Origin of the sequence: Corynebacterium heidelbergense, assembly GCF_028609845.1 — a bacterium.
Taxonomy (GTDB): domain Bacteria; phylum Actinomycetota; class Actinomycetes; order Mycobacteriales; family Mycobacteriaceae; genus Corynebacterium; species Corynebacterium heidelbergense.
Map to the genome: position 1 here is coordinate 1603079 of NZ_CP063191.1, position 15769 is coordinate 1618847.

The following is a 15769-nucleotide window of genomic DNA, read 5'->3' on the forward strand; positions in this document are numbered from 1 at the left end:
ACCGCCTCCTACTTATTACGTGCCTTCTCACGGGAACGGGCCCGGGCGCGCTCGGTGGCGTTCAGCAGAACCTTGCGCACGCGCACCACGTCCGGCGCGACCTCCACGCACTCGTCGTTGCCGCAGAACTCCATGGCTTCCTCAAGGGTGAGGTTGCGAGCCTTCGCCAGAGTGACCGTTGCGTCCGCCGTCGCGGAGCGCATGTTGGTCAGCTTTTTTTCCTTCGTGATGTTGATGTCCATATCTTCATCACGGTTGTTGGCGCCCACGACCATACCCTCGTAGGCCTCCGCGCCGGGCTCCACGAAGAAGGTGCCGCGATCAGCCAACTGCATGAGGGCGTAGGCGGTGATCTGCCCGGTGCGGTCGGCGACCAGCGAGCCGGAGGCGCGGTCCTTGATCTCCCCGGCCCAGGGTTCGTACCCGGCGGAGTAGCTGTTGGCGATGCCGGTGCCGCGCGTCTCGGTCATGAACACCGTGCGGAAGCCGATGAGGCCGCGGGCAGGGATGACGAAGCGCATCCGCACCCACCCGGAACCGGAGTTGTCCATCCCCTCCATGCGGCCCTTACGGGCGGCCATGAGCTGCGTGATGGCGCCCAGGTGCTCCTCGGGAACGTCGATGATGAGGTGCTCGAAGGGCTCGTGCAGGGTGCCGTCGATGGTGCGGGTCACCACCTGCGGCTTGCCCACGGTCAGCTCGAACCCTTCTCGGCGCATCGTCTCCACTAGCACGGACAGGGCCATTTCGCCGCGGCCCTGCACCTCCCAGGCATCGGGACGCTCGGTGGGCAACACGCGCAGGGAGACGTTACCGATCAGCTCCTGGTCCAGGCGGGCCTTCACCACCCTGGCGGTGAGCTTGTCGCCGCCGCCCTTGCCCGCCATCGGGGAGGTGTTCACCCCGATCGTCATGGAGATCGCGGGTTCGTCCACGGTGATCCGCGGCAGGGGCCGGGGGTCCTCCGGATCCGCGAGGGTATCGCCGATCATCACATCGTCGATGCCGGAGATCGCGGCGATGTCACCCGCAATGATCTCGTCGGCGGGGACGCGAGTGACACCGACCGTGCGCAACAGCTCGGCGATCTTCGCGGTCTTGGTGTGCTGATTGCCCTCGTCGTCGTAGTGAATCCAGGCGACCTGCTGGCCCTTGCGGAGCTTGCCCGCGAAGATGCGGACCAGGCCGATGCGGCCCAGGAAGGAGGAGGAGTCCAGGTTGGTGACGTGTGCCTGAAGGGGGCCATCGACGTCCGCAGAGGGTTCCGGCAGGGTTTCGTACAGGACGTCGAACAGGGGCTGCAGGTCTTCGGAATTGGGGACGCAACCGTTGCCCGGATTCTCGGTTGAGGCCTTCCCTTCACGGCCGGAGGTGTACAGCACCGGCAGGTCCAGCAGGGATTCGGCGGCGAGAGCAGCCTCCTCGTCCTCCAGGGTGGAGGCCAGCTCCAACAGCAGGTCCTGGCTCTCCTCCACGACCTCGTCGATGCGGGCGTCCGGACGGTCAGTTTTGTTCACGCAGATGATGACGGGCATCTTGGCCGCCAGGGCCTTGCCCAGCACGAAGCGAGTCTGCGGCAGGGGGCCCTCGGAGGCGTCCACCAGCAGAACCACCCCATCCACCATGGACAGCGCCCGCTCCACCTCGCCACCGAAGTCGGCGTGCCCGGGAGTGTCGATAACGTTGATGATGAGGTCGGTTCCATCCTTGCCGGCACCCTTGCGGCGGATGGCGGTGTTCTTCGCCAGGATAGTGATGCCCTTTTCCTTTTCCAGGTCACCGGAGTCCATCACGCGCTCCTCGATCTCCGAGTGGGAGTCGAATGCGCCGGACTGGTGAAGCATCGCGTCCACCAGGGTGGTTTTGCCGTGGTCAACGTGGGCGACGATGGCGACGTTCCGGAATTCAGTATGGGTCACGAGAACCTGGGCTTCCTGTGGGTAGTGCAGCAGTTTTCAAGAGCACAATGAGTTTACGCTGTCTGGCGGAACCGGGCATGTGCGGGCTGTTGAGACACCTTCCCGGTGAGGTCCGCCCGGGCCGTAGCGGAGCCGGGCATGCGCGGGCTATCAGGCGCAGAGGGACAGCACCGGTGGCTTCGCCGAATTAGGGTTGGAGAGATGCCGCCTGAACTACACCCGGTCAAGACCGAGACCTTGGACCTGGACCACATGATCAACGTGGATCCCAAGGGCTTTCTGCGGAAAGTCGATAGCTTCGAGGTGAGTACAACGCCGGCGGGGCCCGCGCTCTTCATGGCCCGCGGCGCGGACCACCCGAAGTTCAACTACCTACAGAGTTGGTTCATCCCCCACCTCGATGTTCGGGTCACCGACTTTCACATGCGACGAGGGTACGAGACCAACCAGCAGCTCTACGTCGATGTTGCCGTGACCACGCCGCCAGCCGGGTTCGATGGTGCTTCTCGGGAGGATGCGGCCGAAGAAAGAGAAGATGTATGGCGGTACCGGGATCTCTACGTGGACGTGGTCACCTTTCGCGGGGGCCATCCGCAGGTTCTGGATCTCGACGAGCTGGCCCTCGCCCTCGAAGTTGACTACGTGGACGCGGCTGAAGTCAGTCGAGCCCTCACCGCTACCCAACGCGTTCTGGACGGATGGCACACTTTTGGCTCAGTGGAGGGTTGGATAGAACACGAGGGGCTGCGGTTGACGTGGATTACCCCCCGGCTTGAGGAAGACAGCGGGCAGAGATAGGACGACGGAACGTGGGCAGAAGAAGACAATTGTGGGCGGCGATGTTCACCACCGGCGTAACGGGGATGGCTCTGATTGGCTGCGCCAACTCTGAGGCCCCAAAAGCGCCCCCGGCCCCGCAAACCACGACAGTGACCGCGTCGAGTAGCGTCACCATGGGTTCGGCTGCAGCTGGTGAACCCGCGCCAACCCTCGGCCAGGAGGATGCTGCCGAGCCGCCAAAGGAACCGGAGGGGCCAATTGGCTTCACCGAAGCACCGGGCCAGGCGCAGCCGAGTGCGATGAACAAGACAATCGCTCGATGCGGGGAACCGGGCATGTACCAGCGCGGCACAACCTTCTTCACAGACGGCACCTCCGGCTGGACGGTTCAGTGCGCCAACCAACCAGGGTCTTAGCTGGTCCGCACATTAACCGACCAGGGGCTTAGCTGGTCAGCGCGCCAACCAAACGGTCTTAGTCGCAAGAAATGATGCAGGGTCCCCGCAGTATCGCGGACGATGCGGGCCCGAGCCCGCCCCGACCGCACCCGCAGTCGCGTTTTTACCGCTCCCGTGACGAAAAACCCCGAAACCGCACCATAAAACCGGTGAAAACAGGGCCCGCCGGGCCGCCGGAGCACAGGGCCACCGGAGCGCAAGAGCTGCCCCGGGCGAGGGGCAGAAAGTCGGTTTCGGCCAACTACCCGAGGATCTGGCGGCCCATCACCAGGCGGCAGATCTGGTTCGTCCCCTCGTAGATCTGCGTGATCTTTTGTCCAGGTGCGTTCTATCTCGACGCTTGTAAACTACCTGGTCGCAGGGAGTGCATAGCGTGCAGCGTGTGCATGGTGTGCGTACCGAGCGGGTCTGGCGCGGGATTTTTGCGGGATGGAGGAGGCTGGCTGCGGGACGGAGAAGGCCCCGCCGGGAGCTGTGCTCGACCATGCGGGGCCTCGGGGGGTTGCCCCGCCCAGGGATAGGGGGTTGGCGGGGCAGAAACAGAATGACACAGAGCGGGTTAGGTCGCGACCGATCAGTTAAGTTCAGTCGCTGCCGCCCGGTAGATGCCGCCGCTTCCTCCATTGGTCCGGCGTGAGCCACTCCGGCAGTGGGGGTCGCCACCCGTGTTCCGCGCTCATCTGCAGAACCGTCCGCGACCAGTCCGTGGCGTAGCGGACGTAGCCCCATGCATCATCGAGATCAACCCGTAGCTCCTCTTCGGCTGCTCGCGATCGATCTCGTTCGGCATCCAGATCACGGCGCATGTCCTGCACCATCGTCATCAGGTAGTCGACGCGGGCCTGCTGGACAGTCGCTTCCCGCGCGATGGACCGCTCCTTCCGGTGCTCGATACGGTCAGCCAGCCGACCGAACAGCCAGAATCGGCTGGCACCTTCCTTCGAGAAGATCTGCTGCGACCCGAATACAAGCATCAGGAGTACGGCGACGACGGACCAACCGCCGCCCTTAGGTAGTAGTGCGACGACCTGGTCCACGTGTCACCTCCCATGCCCTCGCGCTGATCTGCGTGCCCCAGCCGATGGCGGCCCACATCACCATCGCCGCGAAGAAACTAGACGGTACGCGCCACCCATCGAGGGGGAAATCCACAGCCAGCTGATGGACCCATGACAGTGACCAGTGGGGGTTGACCAGTGTGTCCACGAAGCGGCTTACGGGGGTCGCCCTCTCGAGGATGCGCAGCACGAGGCTCCATCCAACCGCCCCGTAGGCTGCGAACAGCCAGATCGCCCCGGACATGATGAACCGGGCGCGCCGCCGCCTCAGCCCCAGCAAAACGAGTGTGCCGCCGACCATGAAGATGACGCCCCAAAGAGGTAGCGGTAGCGCCTGCTCGGCGATCGCCAGGGTCTGGGTCGTGGCGTCTCGATCTCCGAGGAGGTAATCGGCACCCCGGATGACTGCCTGGACCGCGAGGGCGTACACGAGCAGCCGGGTAGCGTGCGCTGGCAGAGTGAGCTGCCACCTGGTGCCCATTACTGCCCCCGGACGCGGTCCACGTAGGCCTGCACCGCCCCCTGCGCCTCACCAAGGGCGTGCTGCCCAGTCTGGTCAATGTTGTGGAGCTGCTGCACGACCGCGCTTGCCAGCTGGTCTGGGGTGGGTTGCTGGTGGGCGTTGGCCGTGATGATCGCGAGGTCCTCATCGGTAGCGGTGGAGTCGGACCCCCGGTGCGTATTCGCGGCCGCGAACAGGGTCACGACAGCACCGATGAATGGAACTGCCTGGGCGAGTAGGCCGTCTATCTGGTCTTGGGTAATGATTCCGGTGGCGGCGGCTGCGGTGAGGCCTGCGGCGGTCGCTAGGTAGATGATGCGGCGCCACAGCCACGGCTGGCTCATCGTGTGTTTCACTTCTTGGTTCCCTTCAGTTCGGAGCGGAGCTGGGCGACCTCGTCGCGGAGCAGTTGGACCGCTTCGACGAGGGTCAGCCCTTGACCTGCTGCGGTCTTGGCTTGGGCGGATTGGCGGAGGTCTTCGGGCTTCCAGCCGGTGAATTTGGGGCCGCGCTCGTCGCGTTCGTAGCCGAAGAGTTGGTCTCCGACGAGTCGTAGGTCTCGGCGGTCTTCATCGCTGAACATGTCATCCTCCTCGTGAGGGGGTTGTGGTGGGTGTGGTGGGGCGAATGCCGCCACGTAGCCCTTCGGGGGTAGTAGCGTGGCGAGCTGGTCGAAGCCGATCCAGTAGCCGTAGGGGTAGAACCCAGAGTCGGCGACCCAGACGCGGCGGGGGCCGTCCTCGCTGTACCCCATCAGCGCGATGTAGTGGTACACCGTGCCGCCGCCGTAGCGGGGGTTTACGTCGGATGGCGGTACGGCGCGCGGGTAGTTCGACGGTGGTGCGACGACGTTGCCAATCACGCCGAAGCCCGCGTCGATGGAGTTGGTCAGGTCCCGCCAGAGGCGCTCCTTCTGATCCCCGGTTGGAGGATCATTCGGCATCCACACGCTGCGGTAATCCGCGCCCGGCACGAGGCTGTTCAGCACGCGGGGGAAAGCGTCGACGCTGGATGTGCCATCCGTCGTGGTACCTAGCCGTCCGGCCAGATCAGACTCCGCGATGAGATTGTCGGTAGCGGCCCACACGATCGTCTGCGTGGATGCAGGGCCGCACCAGTAGCCGGTGTCTTGGGTGACCTGGTCGCGGCTGTAGTCGAGTACCCGCTCCCGGGCGCGCGGCGCTGGAGCAGATTTAGCCTCGATCTTCGGCCCCGGCTGGGGTGCTGTCGGCGTGGGTGGGTATAGCAGCGCCTGCAGATCATCGTGGGTGCCCCGGAAGGCCGACATGTCAGTGCGTTTCCCGGCGCAGTCTGCGGCGTCGGTGAACTGCCACAGGGCGGTGGGCGGACCTGGGCGCCATTCCCACCAGCTCGCACCATCGCCGCCGACGGAGTTGTAGGCGTCCTGCGGATGCCCGGTTGCTGTGTGCTGCGTGCCCGCAGCGTAGGGGTATGCGGCTTGCCACAGGACGGTGCCGAACTCCGGCCGCCACCCGTAGCCACCCCACCAACTCTTCGAGGTGTAGATGCCACGGACGGTGATGCCCCGCGCGGTCAGCTCCCGACTGAATGCGGCGATCCCGTCCGGGGTTAGGGTCGCGCCGGTTTCGCAGTCGAGGAATAGCGGTAGCCACCAGCAGTTGGCGGCGGCGTACTGGTCTCGGACCGCGTCGGCCTGCTGCGCGAAGCTCGTGCCCTCGGATTCGGCCCGGACGAAATGATAGGCCGCCGCGACGAGGCCGCGGTTGTCCAACGCGTCCTGGACGTTCGAGACGAACGCGGGGTCGCGGTAGTCCCCATCGCCGGTCGAGAAGATCACGAACTGCAGGCCCTCATCCACCATCCTCCGGAAGCTGATGGGCGACTGGTAGTGGCTCACGTCCGCGCCGAAAATCGTCATGCCCCCAGTACACCGACCACAGGGCTGCTAGCAGCGGTGCGCGACAGCTACCTAGCCCGCAACAGATCCAGGCCAGGGGAATAGTACGACGGGCCCAGCCACCCCCTGTACATGTTCAACCGCAGAAACAGCTTCCGAGTGCCTGACCCCTGGAGCCACGCGGCGGGGATGAGGCCAGACGCTGCCCGCGACCCATCGATATCCACTGTGACTAGCTGCCCTGACCTACTCATCCTCACCGTCGAACCCGCCTTCAGCCAGGGCTTATCAAGTCGCTGCAGTTCAGTGAAGGCGTTCCCCTTCCAGTAGCCCAGGTAGAGGGTGTTTGGGCAGAACATCACAGCGACGCAGTCCGACTCCGCTGATCCGATCATGATCCCGGACTCCTGCACCGGGTCTGGCAGGTCATAGATCACGGTCTCGGCTACCCAGTCATCGCCTTGGGCGACATCGGCAGTGGTCCACCGAGTCCACCGCCCGGACCCAGCCGTTACACGAACAAACGCGCTGTTGACGGTGTCGATACCCGACCCTGAGTAGCCCGATCCGAGCGAACTCCGATTGAAATCGTCCACGAAGAACCAGGACGGCCAGATCTGCTTGGCGCCTAGGTAAACAGCTTTGACCGGCGTGGATCCAAGATAGAGCGCTTTCGGCTCTCTCGCCCCGATGAATAACCCCATCAGACGACCAGGGTGATGACGTTAGTCGGAGTGCCCGAGGCGGGTGGCGTAGAGGACGTGGTGATGCTGTACGCCCCGAACGTGAAATTGTTGCTCACCCATGCGCGAGATGTGGCATCCGTAGCAGTCTCGGGATTGCTCGGTACCGTCACCTGCCCAGTTGTCCCACGCCGCACCACCCGGCTTGCAGTGGCCGATACCGCCACGTCGGACTGCTGCACGAATTGCGTAGTGTCTGGGGCGGGTCCGGGTGGACCAGCAGGGCCCCGGATGTTTCCGCGTTCAGTCCATGCCATGCTAGGCCCCCTAGGTCAGCTCGTAGACAGTGCCGCTAGTCGTATCGAGGTACATGTCGCCAGCAGCAGCTCCGGTGATCTGGCCGGGTGTGCCGCTCCCGGTGAACCACTTAGCTCCTCGAGCGCCTTGGGGTCCCTGCGGACCGGCGTTTCCCTGGGGACCTTGTTGACCTGCGCTGCCCTGTACGCCCTGGGGTCCGCGCTCCCCTTGTGGTCCTTGGGGTCCTGCGGGCCCCTCGGGGCCCACAAAGTCCACGCCTTGGCCTTCGGGCGGGAAGCTCTCGCCTCCCCATACGTACAGGTCGCCGTCGCTGTTGACGATGTAGCCCTTGCCGGCATCGGCTGCGCCGAGGTTCTTCGGCAGATCGGCGTACGCGGCTACCTGCCCAGCGACCTCGACCCCCTTTCCATCGGCTCCCGCTGGGCCTTGCGCCCCCTGGGGTCCGCGCTCGCCCTGGGGTCCTTGGGGCCCTTCCGGTCCTTGTGCCCCTGATGGCCCCTCTGGGCCTATCGGGCCGCGTTCGCCTTGGGCGCCTGTGTCACCCTTAGGGCCTTTGAGTGAGCCGCGTTGTACCCATGCCATAGTGTCTCCTAGATCAGCTCGTACGTATCGCCGGTGAGCGTGTCGAGCCACACGTCACCGGGCTTTGCCCCGTCGACCACCTCTGGGGGTGTTCCCTGCCCCGACCACACGATCGGAGTCTCCGACGCGGCTCCAGGTGGCCCAGCAGGTCCGGGCTCACCGGGGGGCCCTATCGGGCCCGCAGATGGGACCACCATGACTCCGTTCACCACCATCGGCCCCGATGTCACAGCACCCTCCTCACCAGATGTCCTTCGCAAAGCACAGTCCACATGCCCGCTACCTTGACTCTGATCTCTGCGGGGGACCGATCGTCGATTTGAGACATCTCGGACGGCGGTATCACCAGCTCCGCTCCGCCCTCCGTCAGCGTGAACGGAAACCTTTTACCGCCGAGAATCGCCACCATCTCCTCAACGCGCGCCCCCTCCTTGAGGAAGAAGGTCGCCCGGAATGGGAGCCCGTGCCGGTCGACTGGCTCCCACGTGTACGGCGTCCACATGGCTACACGTCCACGGGGTAGGTGACGTGAAACGTCCAGGTGCCAACCGGGTAGCCATTCGCGATGAACGGGGTGCCGGACCCCGGCCCGCCATTGGGCCGTTGGCACTGGTAGGGCCACAGGCGGGCATCGTCGATGCGGGCGTTGGTGAACATCTGGCCCCTGTTCCACCCCTTCTTCACAAGCAGCTCGGCATGCCAGTCGTAGTTACCGTCGCCGCCGTACCCGAAGGTGAACAAATGCCCCATCGACCAGGTGTCCTCCTGCCAGGAGGCGCAGGCCATCGGCAGGTCCACTGTCATAGGCCCATCACCGTACGTCGCACCGGTCGACCCCGGCTGGACGTAAATGTAGCCGTCGAGGAGCCCATCGACGATCCGGTACCGGCCGGACGCGCTGCCGCCGTTACCCAAGCCAGCGACGGTCCCGCCCGAGGTTCCATTCGGTACCCCCGTGCCGTAGAACCGCAGCGTCGGCGTCCACAGTTTCCAGGGGTTGGACTGCGTACCCACAGACCGCCACACCCCGTCATCATCGAGCCGCTTCGTTAGCTTCCCCTGGTCGGTGGCGATCCACGTGCCCGGGCGGGCATCCAGGAGCGAAGGGGATGACAGCGCCGCGTCAGTGACACGCAGCGGGCCACCGTCGCCGCCCCACGTCCGGTAATCCGTCAAATTCGCGACGGTCGTCGACCCTGCGTTGACCTGCACCACGCACACGAGCGCGTCGTACAGCACCCCCGGGATGCGGTTAATTTGGGCCGTGTTCGGCGCCGAGCTGGTGTTCACCGGAACGGTGGACGAGGTGCCCTTCACCACCGCAAGCCGCTGCGTCGCCGAACTCCAATCAATGCGGATGACGATCGCGTCCCAGCGGGACCCCGACGACTGCGAGTCGCACGAGATGGTTTCCGTACCCGTCGATCGGATCCTCGTACCCCCAGCGAAACCGGCGCCCGATGACACGGACACGGTCCGGCTCGACCCCGCCGACGGGCGCAGGTCATTCGGCGAGTCAACCTTGAACCGGGCGGTGAGGATCTGGGACATGTCCGCGTACTGCGCCGGGCCGATCGTCGTGTTCGATGTGGCCAGGGCCGTGATCGCCATACGCTGCTACCTCCGCTGCTGCTGGCCCAGGCGCTTATCGAGGTCCAGGACCGTGCTGTATAAATCTCGCTCACGAGTATCAGGGGTAGCCACCTTCGGGACGACGGTTAGCGACACCGGCGTGAGCGTCGCCGTCACCTCCGTGATCACCTGCTCGATCGACCCGATACCCTCAAGCTCGACGCTGGCGTAGTCGCCCACGTCGTATTGGCGCGGGTACAGCCCATCGGAGCCGAACTCCCACACAGCAGCCGGGCTTGCTGCGATGTCCGCCGACACGACGGGCCCCGTTTTCGCGAGTTCGTCCAGACCCACCTGCTGCAGGTCGTCGCCATCCGAGCTGGCGGAGGTGTACCCCTCCCTCCGGGCCCACGGTGAGCCCGGCTCGTCATCCGCGACCACCTCCACGAACTTCTGGGCGGTTTTCTCCCCCTTATCACCCACGATCATCCTCGTCGCCGTGGCCCGCGTGTGCCTCAACTGCCATTTCTCCAGCTCCTCCGCCCGGGCGGACCACACCAGGCCGGGCTGCCGCCGGTACGGCTGCACGTCGGCGATGATCGTCGGACGTGTCAGCGGCAGGTCACCCACCGGGCCGTCACCCGGGAGCCACGCATCTAGGCGCAGCCGGTAGCCGGTGCCAGCCAGCGCCTTGTCGACGAGGTCGGATACCGAGTCGTTCCTCGACCGGACAGTGACCGTCGGGCCCCGCCCGGTATCCGGCTGCACCTGGATGGGGTGGCCCAACCGCGCGGCGCCGAGCTGCACCAGGCGCTTCACCACCGTCTCCACCGGCCCCGTCAGCACGAACTCCTCGGCGGACTGCTGCAGCGACAGCGGCTGGTCCGGCACGGGCGGTATCAGCTGCCCCTCGAGCATCGACCATGGGGACGCGGTCGCCACCCTGATCCGCACGTCGTGGATCTGATCCGACTCGGCAAACGGCACAGCCTCCACCACCGAGGAAACATGCCTCTTCCCGTTCAGGTTCACCACAACCAGCATCGCACCATCAGCGGGGATCAGAGACCGGGTCAGGTCCGTGAGCGGCGATTCGATAAGGACCGTCCCAGAGCCGCGATCAGCCCACGTCACCTCGATCTTCTCCGACAACTCGAGGCGCCCCACGGGCCCGTCGCCGTCCCACGGCCAAATCTCCACCACCATCGGGTCCCATGTCGGACCCCGCGAGGTGTTGTACATCGTCGCCATCAGCCACTCCTCCTAGAACGGGCGCGCGAACTGCTCGCGGGCCGTCACGATCACAGCACTATCGGCTGTCATGCCCTCGGCGGTGATGGTCAGCGGGATACGGTCACCCACCGGCATCGGCGCGAACGTTCCCGACAGCTTCCCGTACCTGTTCTCCCCACTGCCCGCCTCGATCGCGTATCGGTCGCCCGGGGCAGTCGACACCACTACCTGCTCGCCGGAGGGGATCGCCCCGTCGTAGGCGAGGACGCCACCCTCCACGCCGAACCGGACGCTGGTTAGCGGCCCGACGAGTGTCCACGTCAGCCACACCGGTCCCTGCCCAGAATTGGCGATGAAAAGATCGGTCGCTGCGGTGGCGGACGCGATGTACAGGGGCCACCCGTAGCCCCGCGTGCCGTAGAACGGCTCCCCCTCCCCGGCGACGACGTCGGAGGCGAATCGGACTGACTGCTCCGGTCCGGACCAGTACGACGAGGGGCTGGTCAGTAGCCACGCCTCACCCGGGGTGTCGTCGAGTCCGGCGCCCGGGTCGTACGGGTATTCGGTGCCGGGGGTGTCCCGCAGCCGTGCGGCGAGCTCCCGCACCTCCCCATCAGACCGAGTGACGCGGAGTACACCCATGTCGAACGGGCTGTTCGCCAGCGACCACCACTCGTCGGCGAGGCGGTAGTACTCCGTGCCCGTCTTTTGGTCGGCGACGAGGACTTTGAGAGACGGTTCGGCGCGCTTGACCTGCGCCCCAGCCCACTGCGACCCGCCACGCACGTAGGTGTGTTCGATCGGCGAGAGGGTGAAATCGGATTGATCCACGTCGAGGAGCACCCCCTCGGTGCCGGACGTGAGGTCCCATTTTTTCCCCCGGTGGTCGATCCATTCCACGGTCAGGTGCTCGGCCATTACGCGCCGCCTCCTCGAATCCTCGCCTTGAGCTGCATTTCTTCCGCTTCCCGGATCGGTTTATTCGGGTCGGCGGCGACGATCGTGCCGATCGACACGGAGTAGTCCGCGCCCACTCGCGCCCCAGGACCACCGAGGGCGGACACGTCCGCCTTGTACCCGGATAAGTTCGCAGACGCGGCTTGCATGAGCCGGCTTGACGAGGCCGCGGCCTGCCCGATGGTGTCGTCGATACCTGCGGCGAAGGCGGTGCCGAGGCTCCGCCCGGAGTACAGTACCCATCCCCGCCCCGAGAATGGGCCGGTCTTCGCAGGTGAGAACGGAAACAGATTTCTCGCGGCGCTGACGACCTTGCCAGCGGCGCTAGCGACGCTCCCGACCATGGAGAGGATGCCGTCGATGAAACCCTGGACCAGGGCACGACCCGAGGAAGCCAGCAGGGACCCCACGTTGCCGAGGGCCGCGACCGCCCTACCAGGAAGACCAGCCACCCACGTCACGGCTTGATTAACTCCGCTGGCGAACGCGTTGCTGACCGACGCCCACATCTGCGTGGCCTTAGCAATCGCCGATGATGCGAGGTTGGTGAAGAAACCGAGGATCGCCGACACCCACCCGGCGACCACGCCAATGACCGTCGCCACGAGGTTCACGAACCCGGCAATCACAATCGCCACAAAGGAAATGATTGCGGCGACGGCCTGCGCCACGAAGCCGATGATCACCGCCGCTAGCTGGAGGAACACCCCCACCACCTGCAGGACGATGGAGATCACCGGCATGATCGCCGCGATGATGTTCGCGAACGCCGTCGCAAGCGAGATGATGGCGGGCATCAGCGCGTTGATCACCGGCACGAGCGCGCTGATTATTGTCGTCGCGAGGTTGATGATGATCGGCAGGATCTGCATCAACACGGGCATGAGCGCGCCGATCAGGATCCCCGCGATCTGGATGATCGCCGGTAGCAGCGGCATGAGGGCCTGCAGCAGCTGCATGAACGCGGCCGCGATCTGCGGCACGAGCGGGGCGATCATCGAGATTGCCTGCTGCAATGCCCCGCCGATTAGCTCCGCCATTTGCTGCAGGTAAGGGGCGACCATCTGCACCGCCTGCCCCAGGAGCTGGAACAGGGGCGTGAGTGCCTGCAGGGCAGATGCGAGGACCGTTCCGATGATCTGCGCGATCTGCCCGATGATGGGCGCGAGCGTGCTGAAGATCTGCCCCACCACGGAGATGACCGGCGCGAGCGCCTGCACCGCAGGGGCCAGGCCAGCGACGATTTGAGCGATCAGCTGCCCCAGCACGGGGAGGATCGGGGCGATGGCCATGCCGATCGCGCTGATCGCCGATGCCAGGGGCTGAAACGCCGGGGCCAGCGCCGCCAGACCCTGCCCAAGCGACGACAGCAGGGTCGAAATCATCGGGGCTAGAGACGCCAGCGCGGCGCCCAGCGGCTGGATAGCTGGGGCGATGGATGCCAGGCCCTGACCTAGCCCGTCGACGATGGTGGAGATGGCTGGGGCGAGTGTGGTCACTAGTCCCGCGATCGCGGGCGCGACAGTCCCGGTGATGATGCCAGCTAGCTGCCCGAAGATCGGCAGAACCGCAGCTACGGCGGTGGACATTGAGCTGAAGAAGCTGGTCATGGCCGACATGCCCTGAGCGCTCTGCACCCACCGGCTGGTCGCGGCGATGGCTTGCCCGATCACGCCGAGGAACGGCATCCCCGCGCTGCTCATTGCGGAGAACACGCCGCCGACGATGCTGCCGAGCTGCTGGACGACGGTCCACAGCTGCGACGCTTTCTGCACGGCACTATCGAAGAACGCCGCCATCGACCCATCCGCAAAGGCGGTCTGCATGGACTGGGACCAGCCCTGCGCAACGGCCTGGAATTTCTGCGTCAGCTCCGCGAAGATCGGCGCGGCGGTCGCCCCAATTAGCAGCACGCCCTTGGCGATGTCTGCGAAGGCATACGACATCGCCCCGGCTGCGGCGCGGGACCCGTCGAGGAGCTGCGTAAACGCCGCAAGGCCTTGCCCCCTGGATACGAAGCTCACGAGGTTGGACGCTGCGGTGCCCATGTCGGAAGCCAGACCCGACATCGCCGACCGAACAGGCCCAATGAGCGCCGCAAGATCGCCGATGTTCGTCAGGTTGGCCCAGAAATTCTGCTGGACCTGCTCCTTGATGCCCTTCAGCTCATTCTTCAAGCCGAAAAGCGCCGTAGCCCCAGCTTGGGCAGCGGGCGGCATGTCCTTGATCGCCTCGGCGAACGCGGCCGGGTCGGCGGCTTTGAGGGCATCGCCCATGCCAGACATGGCCATTTTCAGGGTGCCAATAGCCATTGCGGCGGACCCGAGCGCAGCCGGGCCCATCGCCAGACCTAGAGCCCCGATCGGCACGAGCGCCTGGGCTGCAGCGGTGCCGATCGCAGCGACCGGAGCGGCGATACCAGCCACGGCGACAGTAGCCGCCCCGGCAATCGCCGTCATCTGCCCGAGGCTCCCCACGACCCCGGTGAGCGCTCCGCGAGCAGAAGAGCCGAACGCCCCGAACGCACCGGCCAGCCGGTCAGCGAACGAGCGGTCGACGTTCATCTTCACGTCGATGTCACCCGCCGCTGCCTGCGCCTCCGACACGGCCCGACGAGCCGACCCCACCAACCTCGACGCGTCGGTATCCATCCCCACCTGCAGGTCGCGCGACGCAGCCTCCGCCGATCGCACCGCCCGGTTCACCGACTGGGCTAGTCCCCGCTCGTCCGCCTCGAGCTTCACCTGCAGGCGGGTAGTCTTCTCGATCCGGTCGAGGTACTTCTTCAGGGACGCCGCGAATTTCGAGGTGTCCGGTAGGACGCGGACAGACGCGCGCCCTACCTCTACGCCACCTGGTCCTGCCATGATCTACCTCAGCTCCGCTCGTCCATCATCCCCAGCCAGGCTACGAAGCTGGGCGAACCGCTTGGCCCTTTCGCGACGCTTCTGCGCTACCCGCCCGGGGTAGTCATGCCACTCTCGGAACTTCGGGCGCTTTCCCTTCCCCTGGGAGGCGTACATCACCCGCAGCGCCTCCACGCCGTTACGCAGGTCGAACAGGAGGTAGTCCTGGTCTGTCCACCCACGGCCACCCGCGTACCCCTGGATCCGGGCGGCGTACCGCGATGATGCTGGTAGCCCTGCGATGAGCAGTAGAACCTCCGCCGGATGCCACCGCGCCACCACCTCCGTCAGCCGTAGGTGGTAGTGCTCCTGGAAGTCTGGGACTAGCGCGCTACCGAAGAGTTCTACCTGCTCATGCAGGGCGATTAGTTTCCCAGTTGCTCCGCCATCACGCTGAAAGCGTCCATCAACGCTTGTTCGCCGTTCTCCTGGGCGCACAGCCACCGCTCCATCTCGGCGCGGTCCTTAGCCCGGTCGAGCAGCATTGCCTCCGCCTTGGAGAACAGCTCGTCGACCTTGTCCACGTCGGCGAGCACATCCTCCTCGCTGACGTCGCCGTCCTTCCACGACTCGGGCATCAGTGCCTGAATCTCCATCATCTGCCTCTTCACGTGGAACCGGGCGGACGGCAGAGTGCCCTGCATCGACCGGAACGCGGGTAGGCCATCGAGGTTTACGGTCGACCGCTCCCCGCCCGGCGACGTGGCGGCGTACTCGGGCCCGACCGACGCGAGCGCGGGCGTTTCGTCCGGGGTGGCATCCACAGGGGCCTGCGGGGCGTAGTCAGTAGCCGTGGCGGTGGCACGGTCGGCATGGTCAGCAGCGGACTCGGCGGGGCTGGTCACAGTCTGGTCTCCTCACAAAGAAAAAAAGGGGGCATGTACCGCGCCATCATGCGCAGCACACACCCACCAAGAGCCGG

Annotated in this window: 16 protein-coding genes; 3 read left to right on the top strand and 13 right to left on the bottom strand. The window is 65.6% G+C overall.

From position 1 onward, the window contains the following. Nucleotides 1–8 precede the first annotated feature (8 nt). On the bottom strand, nucleotides 9–1919 hold the full coding sequence (gene typA / locus CHEID_RS06995; protein WP_112769275.1) for a translational GTPase TypA: 1911 nt from the start codon (nucleotides 1917–1919) through the stop codon (nucleotides 9–11). A gap of 201 nt (nucleotides 1920–2120) precedes the next feature. Here typA and CHEID_RS07000 point away from each other — a divergent pair, with 201 nt between their 5' ends. Both CHEID_RS07000 and CHEID_RS07005 read left to right on the top strand, forming a co-directional pair. Then, nucleotides 2121–2717 (top strand): DUF402 domain-containing protein, encoded by a 597-nt coding sequence (locus CHEID_RS07000; protein ID WP_181645898.1) that lies wholly within the window; start codon nucleotides 2121–2123, stop codon nucleotides 2715–2717. 155 nt (nucleotides 2718–2872) lie between these two features. Continuing rightward, nucleotides 2873–3115 carry a cupredoxin domain-containing protein gene (locus CHEID_RS07005; protein WP_146743845.1) on the top strand — a complete coding sequence of 81 codons (243 nt, stop codon included), beginning with the start codon at nucleotides 2873–2875 and terminating at the stop codon, nucleotides 3113–3115. A 626-nt stretch (nucleotides 3116–3741) separates the two neighbouring features. Here the strand turns inward: CHEID_RS07005 and CHEID_RS07010 are convergent. From CHEID_RS07010 to CHEID_RS07030, 5 genes are read right to left on the bottom strand one after another with little or no spacing between them, the layout of a single operon-like run. Beyond that, a complete protein-coding gene (locus CHEID_RS07010; RefSeq protein ID WP_112769272.1) occupies nucleotides 3742–4194 on the bottom strand; it encodes a hypothetical protein in 453 nt (150 codons plus the stop codon). Then, nucleotides 4166–4696: a hypothetical protein gene (locus CHEID_RS07015; protein WP_112769271.1), complete on the bottom strand. Its 531-nt coding sequence runs from the start codon at nucleotides 4694–4696 to the stop codon at nucleotides 4166–4168. The genes CHEID_RS07010 and CHEID_RS07015 overlap by 29 nt, the downstream gene beginning before the upstream one ends. After that, nucleotides 4696–5061: a hypothetical protein gene (locus tag CHEID_RS07020; RefSeq protein WP_112769270.1), complete on the bottom strand. Its 366-nt coding sequence runs from the start codon at nucleotides 5059–5061 to the stop codon at nucleotides 4696–4698. The genes CHEID_RS07015 and CHEID_RS07020 overlap by 1 nt, the downstream gene beginning before the upstream one ends. Nucleotides 5062–5069: 8 nt before the next feature. After that, nucleotides 5070–6617: a GH25 family lysozyme gene (locus CHEID_RS07025; RefSeq protein ID WP_112769269.1), complete on the bottom strand. Its 1548-nt coding sequence runs from the start codon at nucleotides 6615–6617 to the stop codon at nucleotides 5070–5072. Between the two features lie 47 nt (nucleotides 6618–6664). Then, a complete protein-coding gene (locus tag CHEID_RS07030; RefSeq protein ID WP_146743844.1) occupies nucleotides 6665–7192 on the bottom strand; it encodes a hypothetical protein in 528 nt (175 codons plus the stop codon). Nucleotides 7193–7594: 402 nt separating this feature from the next. On the opposite strand from CHEID_RS07030, the gene CHEID_RS07035 reads away from it, so the two are divergent. Then, a complete protein-coding gene (locus tag CHEID_RS07035) occupies nucleotides 7595–8089 on the top strand; it encodes a hypothetical protein (protein WP_238599292.1) in 495 nt (164 codons plus the stop codon). Between the two features lie 316 nt (nucleotides 8090–8405). On the opposite strand, the gene CHEID_RS07040 is transcribed toward CHEID_RS07035, so the two are convergent. The 7 genes from CHEID_RS07040 to CHEID_RS07070 form a co-directional block, all read right to left on the bottom strand. Further along, a complete protein-coding gene (locus tag CHEID_RS07040; RefSeq protein ID WP_112769266.1) occupies nucleotides 8406–8681 on the bottom strand; it encodes a hypothetical protein in 276 nt (91 codons plus the stop codon). A 2-nt stretch (nucleotides 8682–8683) separates the two neighbouring features. Next, the gene (locus CHEID_RS07045) at nucleotides 8684–9790 is read right to left on the bottom strand and encodes a hypothetical protein (protein ID WP_112769265.1); all 1107 of its coding nucleotides are present in this window, start codon (nucleotides 9788–9790) and stop codon (nucleotides 8684–8686) included. A 6-nt stretch (nucleotides 9791–9796) separates the two neighbouring features. After that, nucleotides 9797–11002, bottom strand: coding sequence for a Gp37-like protein (locus CHEID_RS07050; protein ID WP_112769264.1), 1206 nt, complete (start codon nucleotides 11000–11002; stop codon nucleotides 9797–9799). A gap of 12 nt (nucleotides 11003–11014) precedes the next feature. Next, nucleotides 11015–11902 (bottom strand): hypothetical protein, encoded by an 888-nt coding sequence (locus CHEID_RS07055; RefSeq protein WP_112769263.1) that lies wholly within the window; start codon nucleotides 11900–11902, stop codon nucleotides 11015–11017. Then, on the bottom strand, nucleotides 11902–14808 hold the full coding sequence (locus tag CHEID_RS07060; protein ID WP_112769262.1) for a phage tail protein: 2907 nt from the start codon (nucleotides 14806–14808) through the stop codon (nucleotides 11902–11904). Before CHEID_RS07060 ends, CHEID_RS07055 begins: the two co-directional genes overlap by 1 nt. 3 nt (nucleotides 14809–14811) lie before the next feature. Next, complete coding sequence (locus CHEID_RS07065; RefSeq protein ID WP_112769261.1) at nucleotides 14812–15126, bottom strand: hypothetical protein; 315 nt, start codon at nucleotides 15124–15126, stop codon at nucleotides 14812–14814. 86 nt (nucleotides 15127–15212) lie between these two features. Continuing rightward, nucleotides 15213–15692 (bottom strand): hypothetical protein, encoded by a 480-nt coding sequence (locus CHEID_RS07070; RefSeq protein ID WP_112769260.1) that lies wholly within the window; start codon nucleotides 15690–15692, stop codon nucleotides 15213–15215. Nucleotides 15693–15769: the final 77 nt, after the last annotated feature.

Excerpts from the sequence above, each read along its gene's own strand:
- CHEID_RS07045 (WP_112769265.1), bottom strand. The coding sequence starts at position 9,790 with ATGGCGATCACGGCCCTGGCCACATCGAACACGACGATCGGCCCGGCG.
- CHEID_RS07005 (WP_146743845.1), top strand. The coding sequence starts at position 2,873 with ATGGGTTCGGCTGCAGCTGGTGAACCCGCGCCAACCCTCGGCCAGGAG.
- CHEID_RS07050 (WP_112769264.1), bottom strand. The coding sequence starts at position 11,002 with ATGGCGACGATGTACAACACCTCGCGGGGTCCGACATGGGACCCGATG.
- CHEID_RS07025 (WP_112769269.1), bottom strand. The coding sequence starts at position 6,617 with ATGACGATTTTCGGCGCGGACGTGAGCCACTACCAGTCGCCCATCAGC.
- CHEID_RS07035 (WP_238599292.1), top strand. The coding sequence starts at position 7,595 with ATGCTAGGCCCCCTAGGTCAGCTCGTAGACAGTGCCGCTAGTCGTATC.
- CHEID_RS07060 (WP_112769262.1), bottom strand. The coding sequence starts at position 14,808 with ATGGCAGGACCAGGTGGCGTAGAGGTAGGGCGCGCGTCTGTCCGCGTC.
- CHEID_RS07000 (WP_181645898.1), top strand. The coding sequence starts at position 2,121 with ATGCCGCCTGAACTACACCCGGTCAAGACCGAGACCTTGGACCTGGAC.
- CHEID_RS07020 (WP_112769270.1), bottom strand. The coding sequence starts at position 5,061 with ATGAGCCAGCCGTGGCTGTGGCGCCGCATCATCTACCTAGCGACCGCC.
- CHEID_RS07015 (WP_112769271.1), bottom strand. The coding sequence starts at position 4,696 with ATGGGCACCAGGTGGCAGCTCACTCTGCCAGCGCACGCTACCCGGCTG.
- CHEID_RS07055 (WP_112769263.1), bottom strand. The coding sequence starts at position 11,902 with ATGGCCGAGCACCTGACCGTGGAATGGATCGACCACCGGGGGAAAAAA.
- CHEID_RS07040 (WP_112769266.1), bottom strand. The coding sequence starts at position 8,681 with ATGTGGACGCCGTACACGTGGGAGCCAGTCGACCGGCACGGGCTCCCA.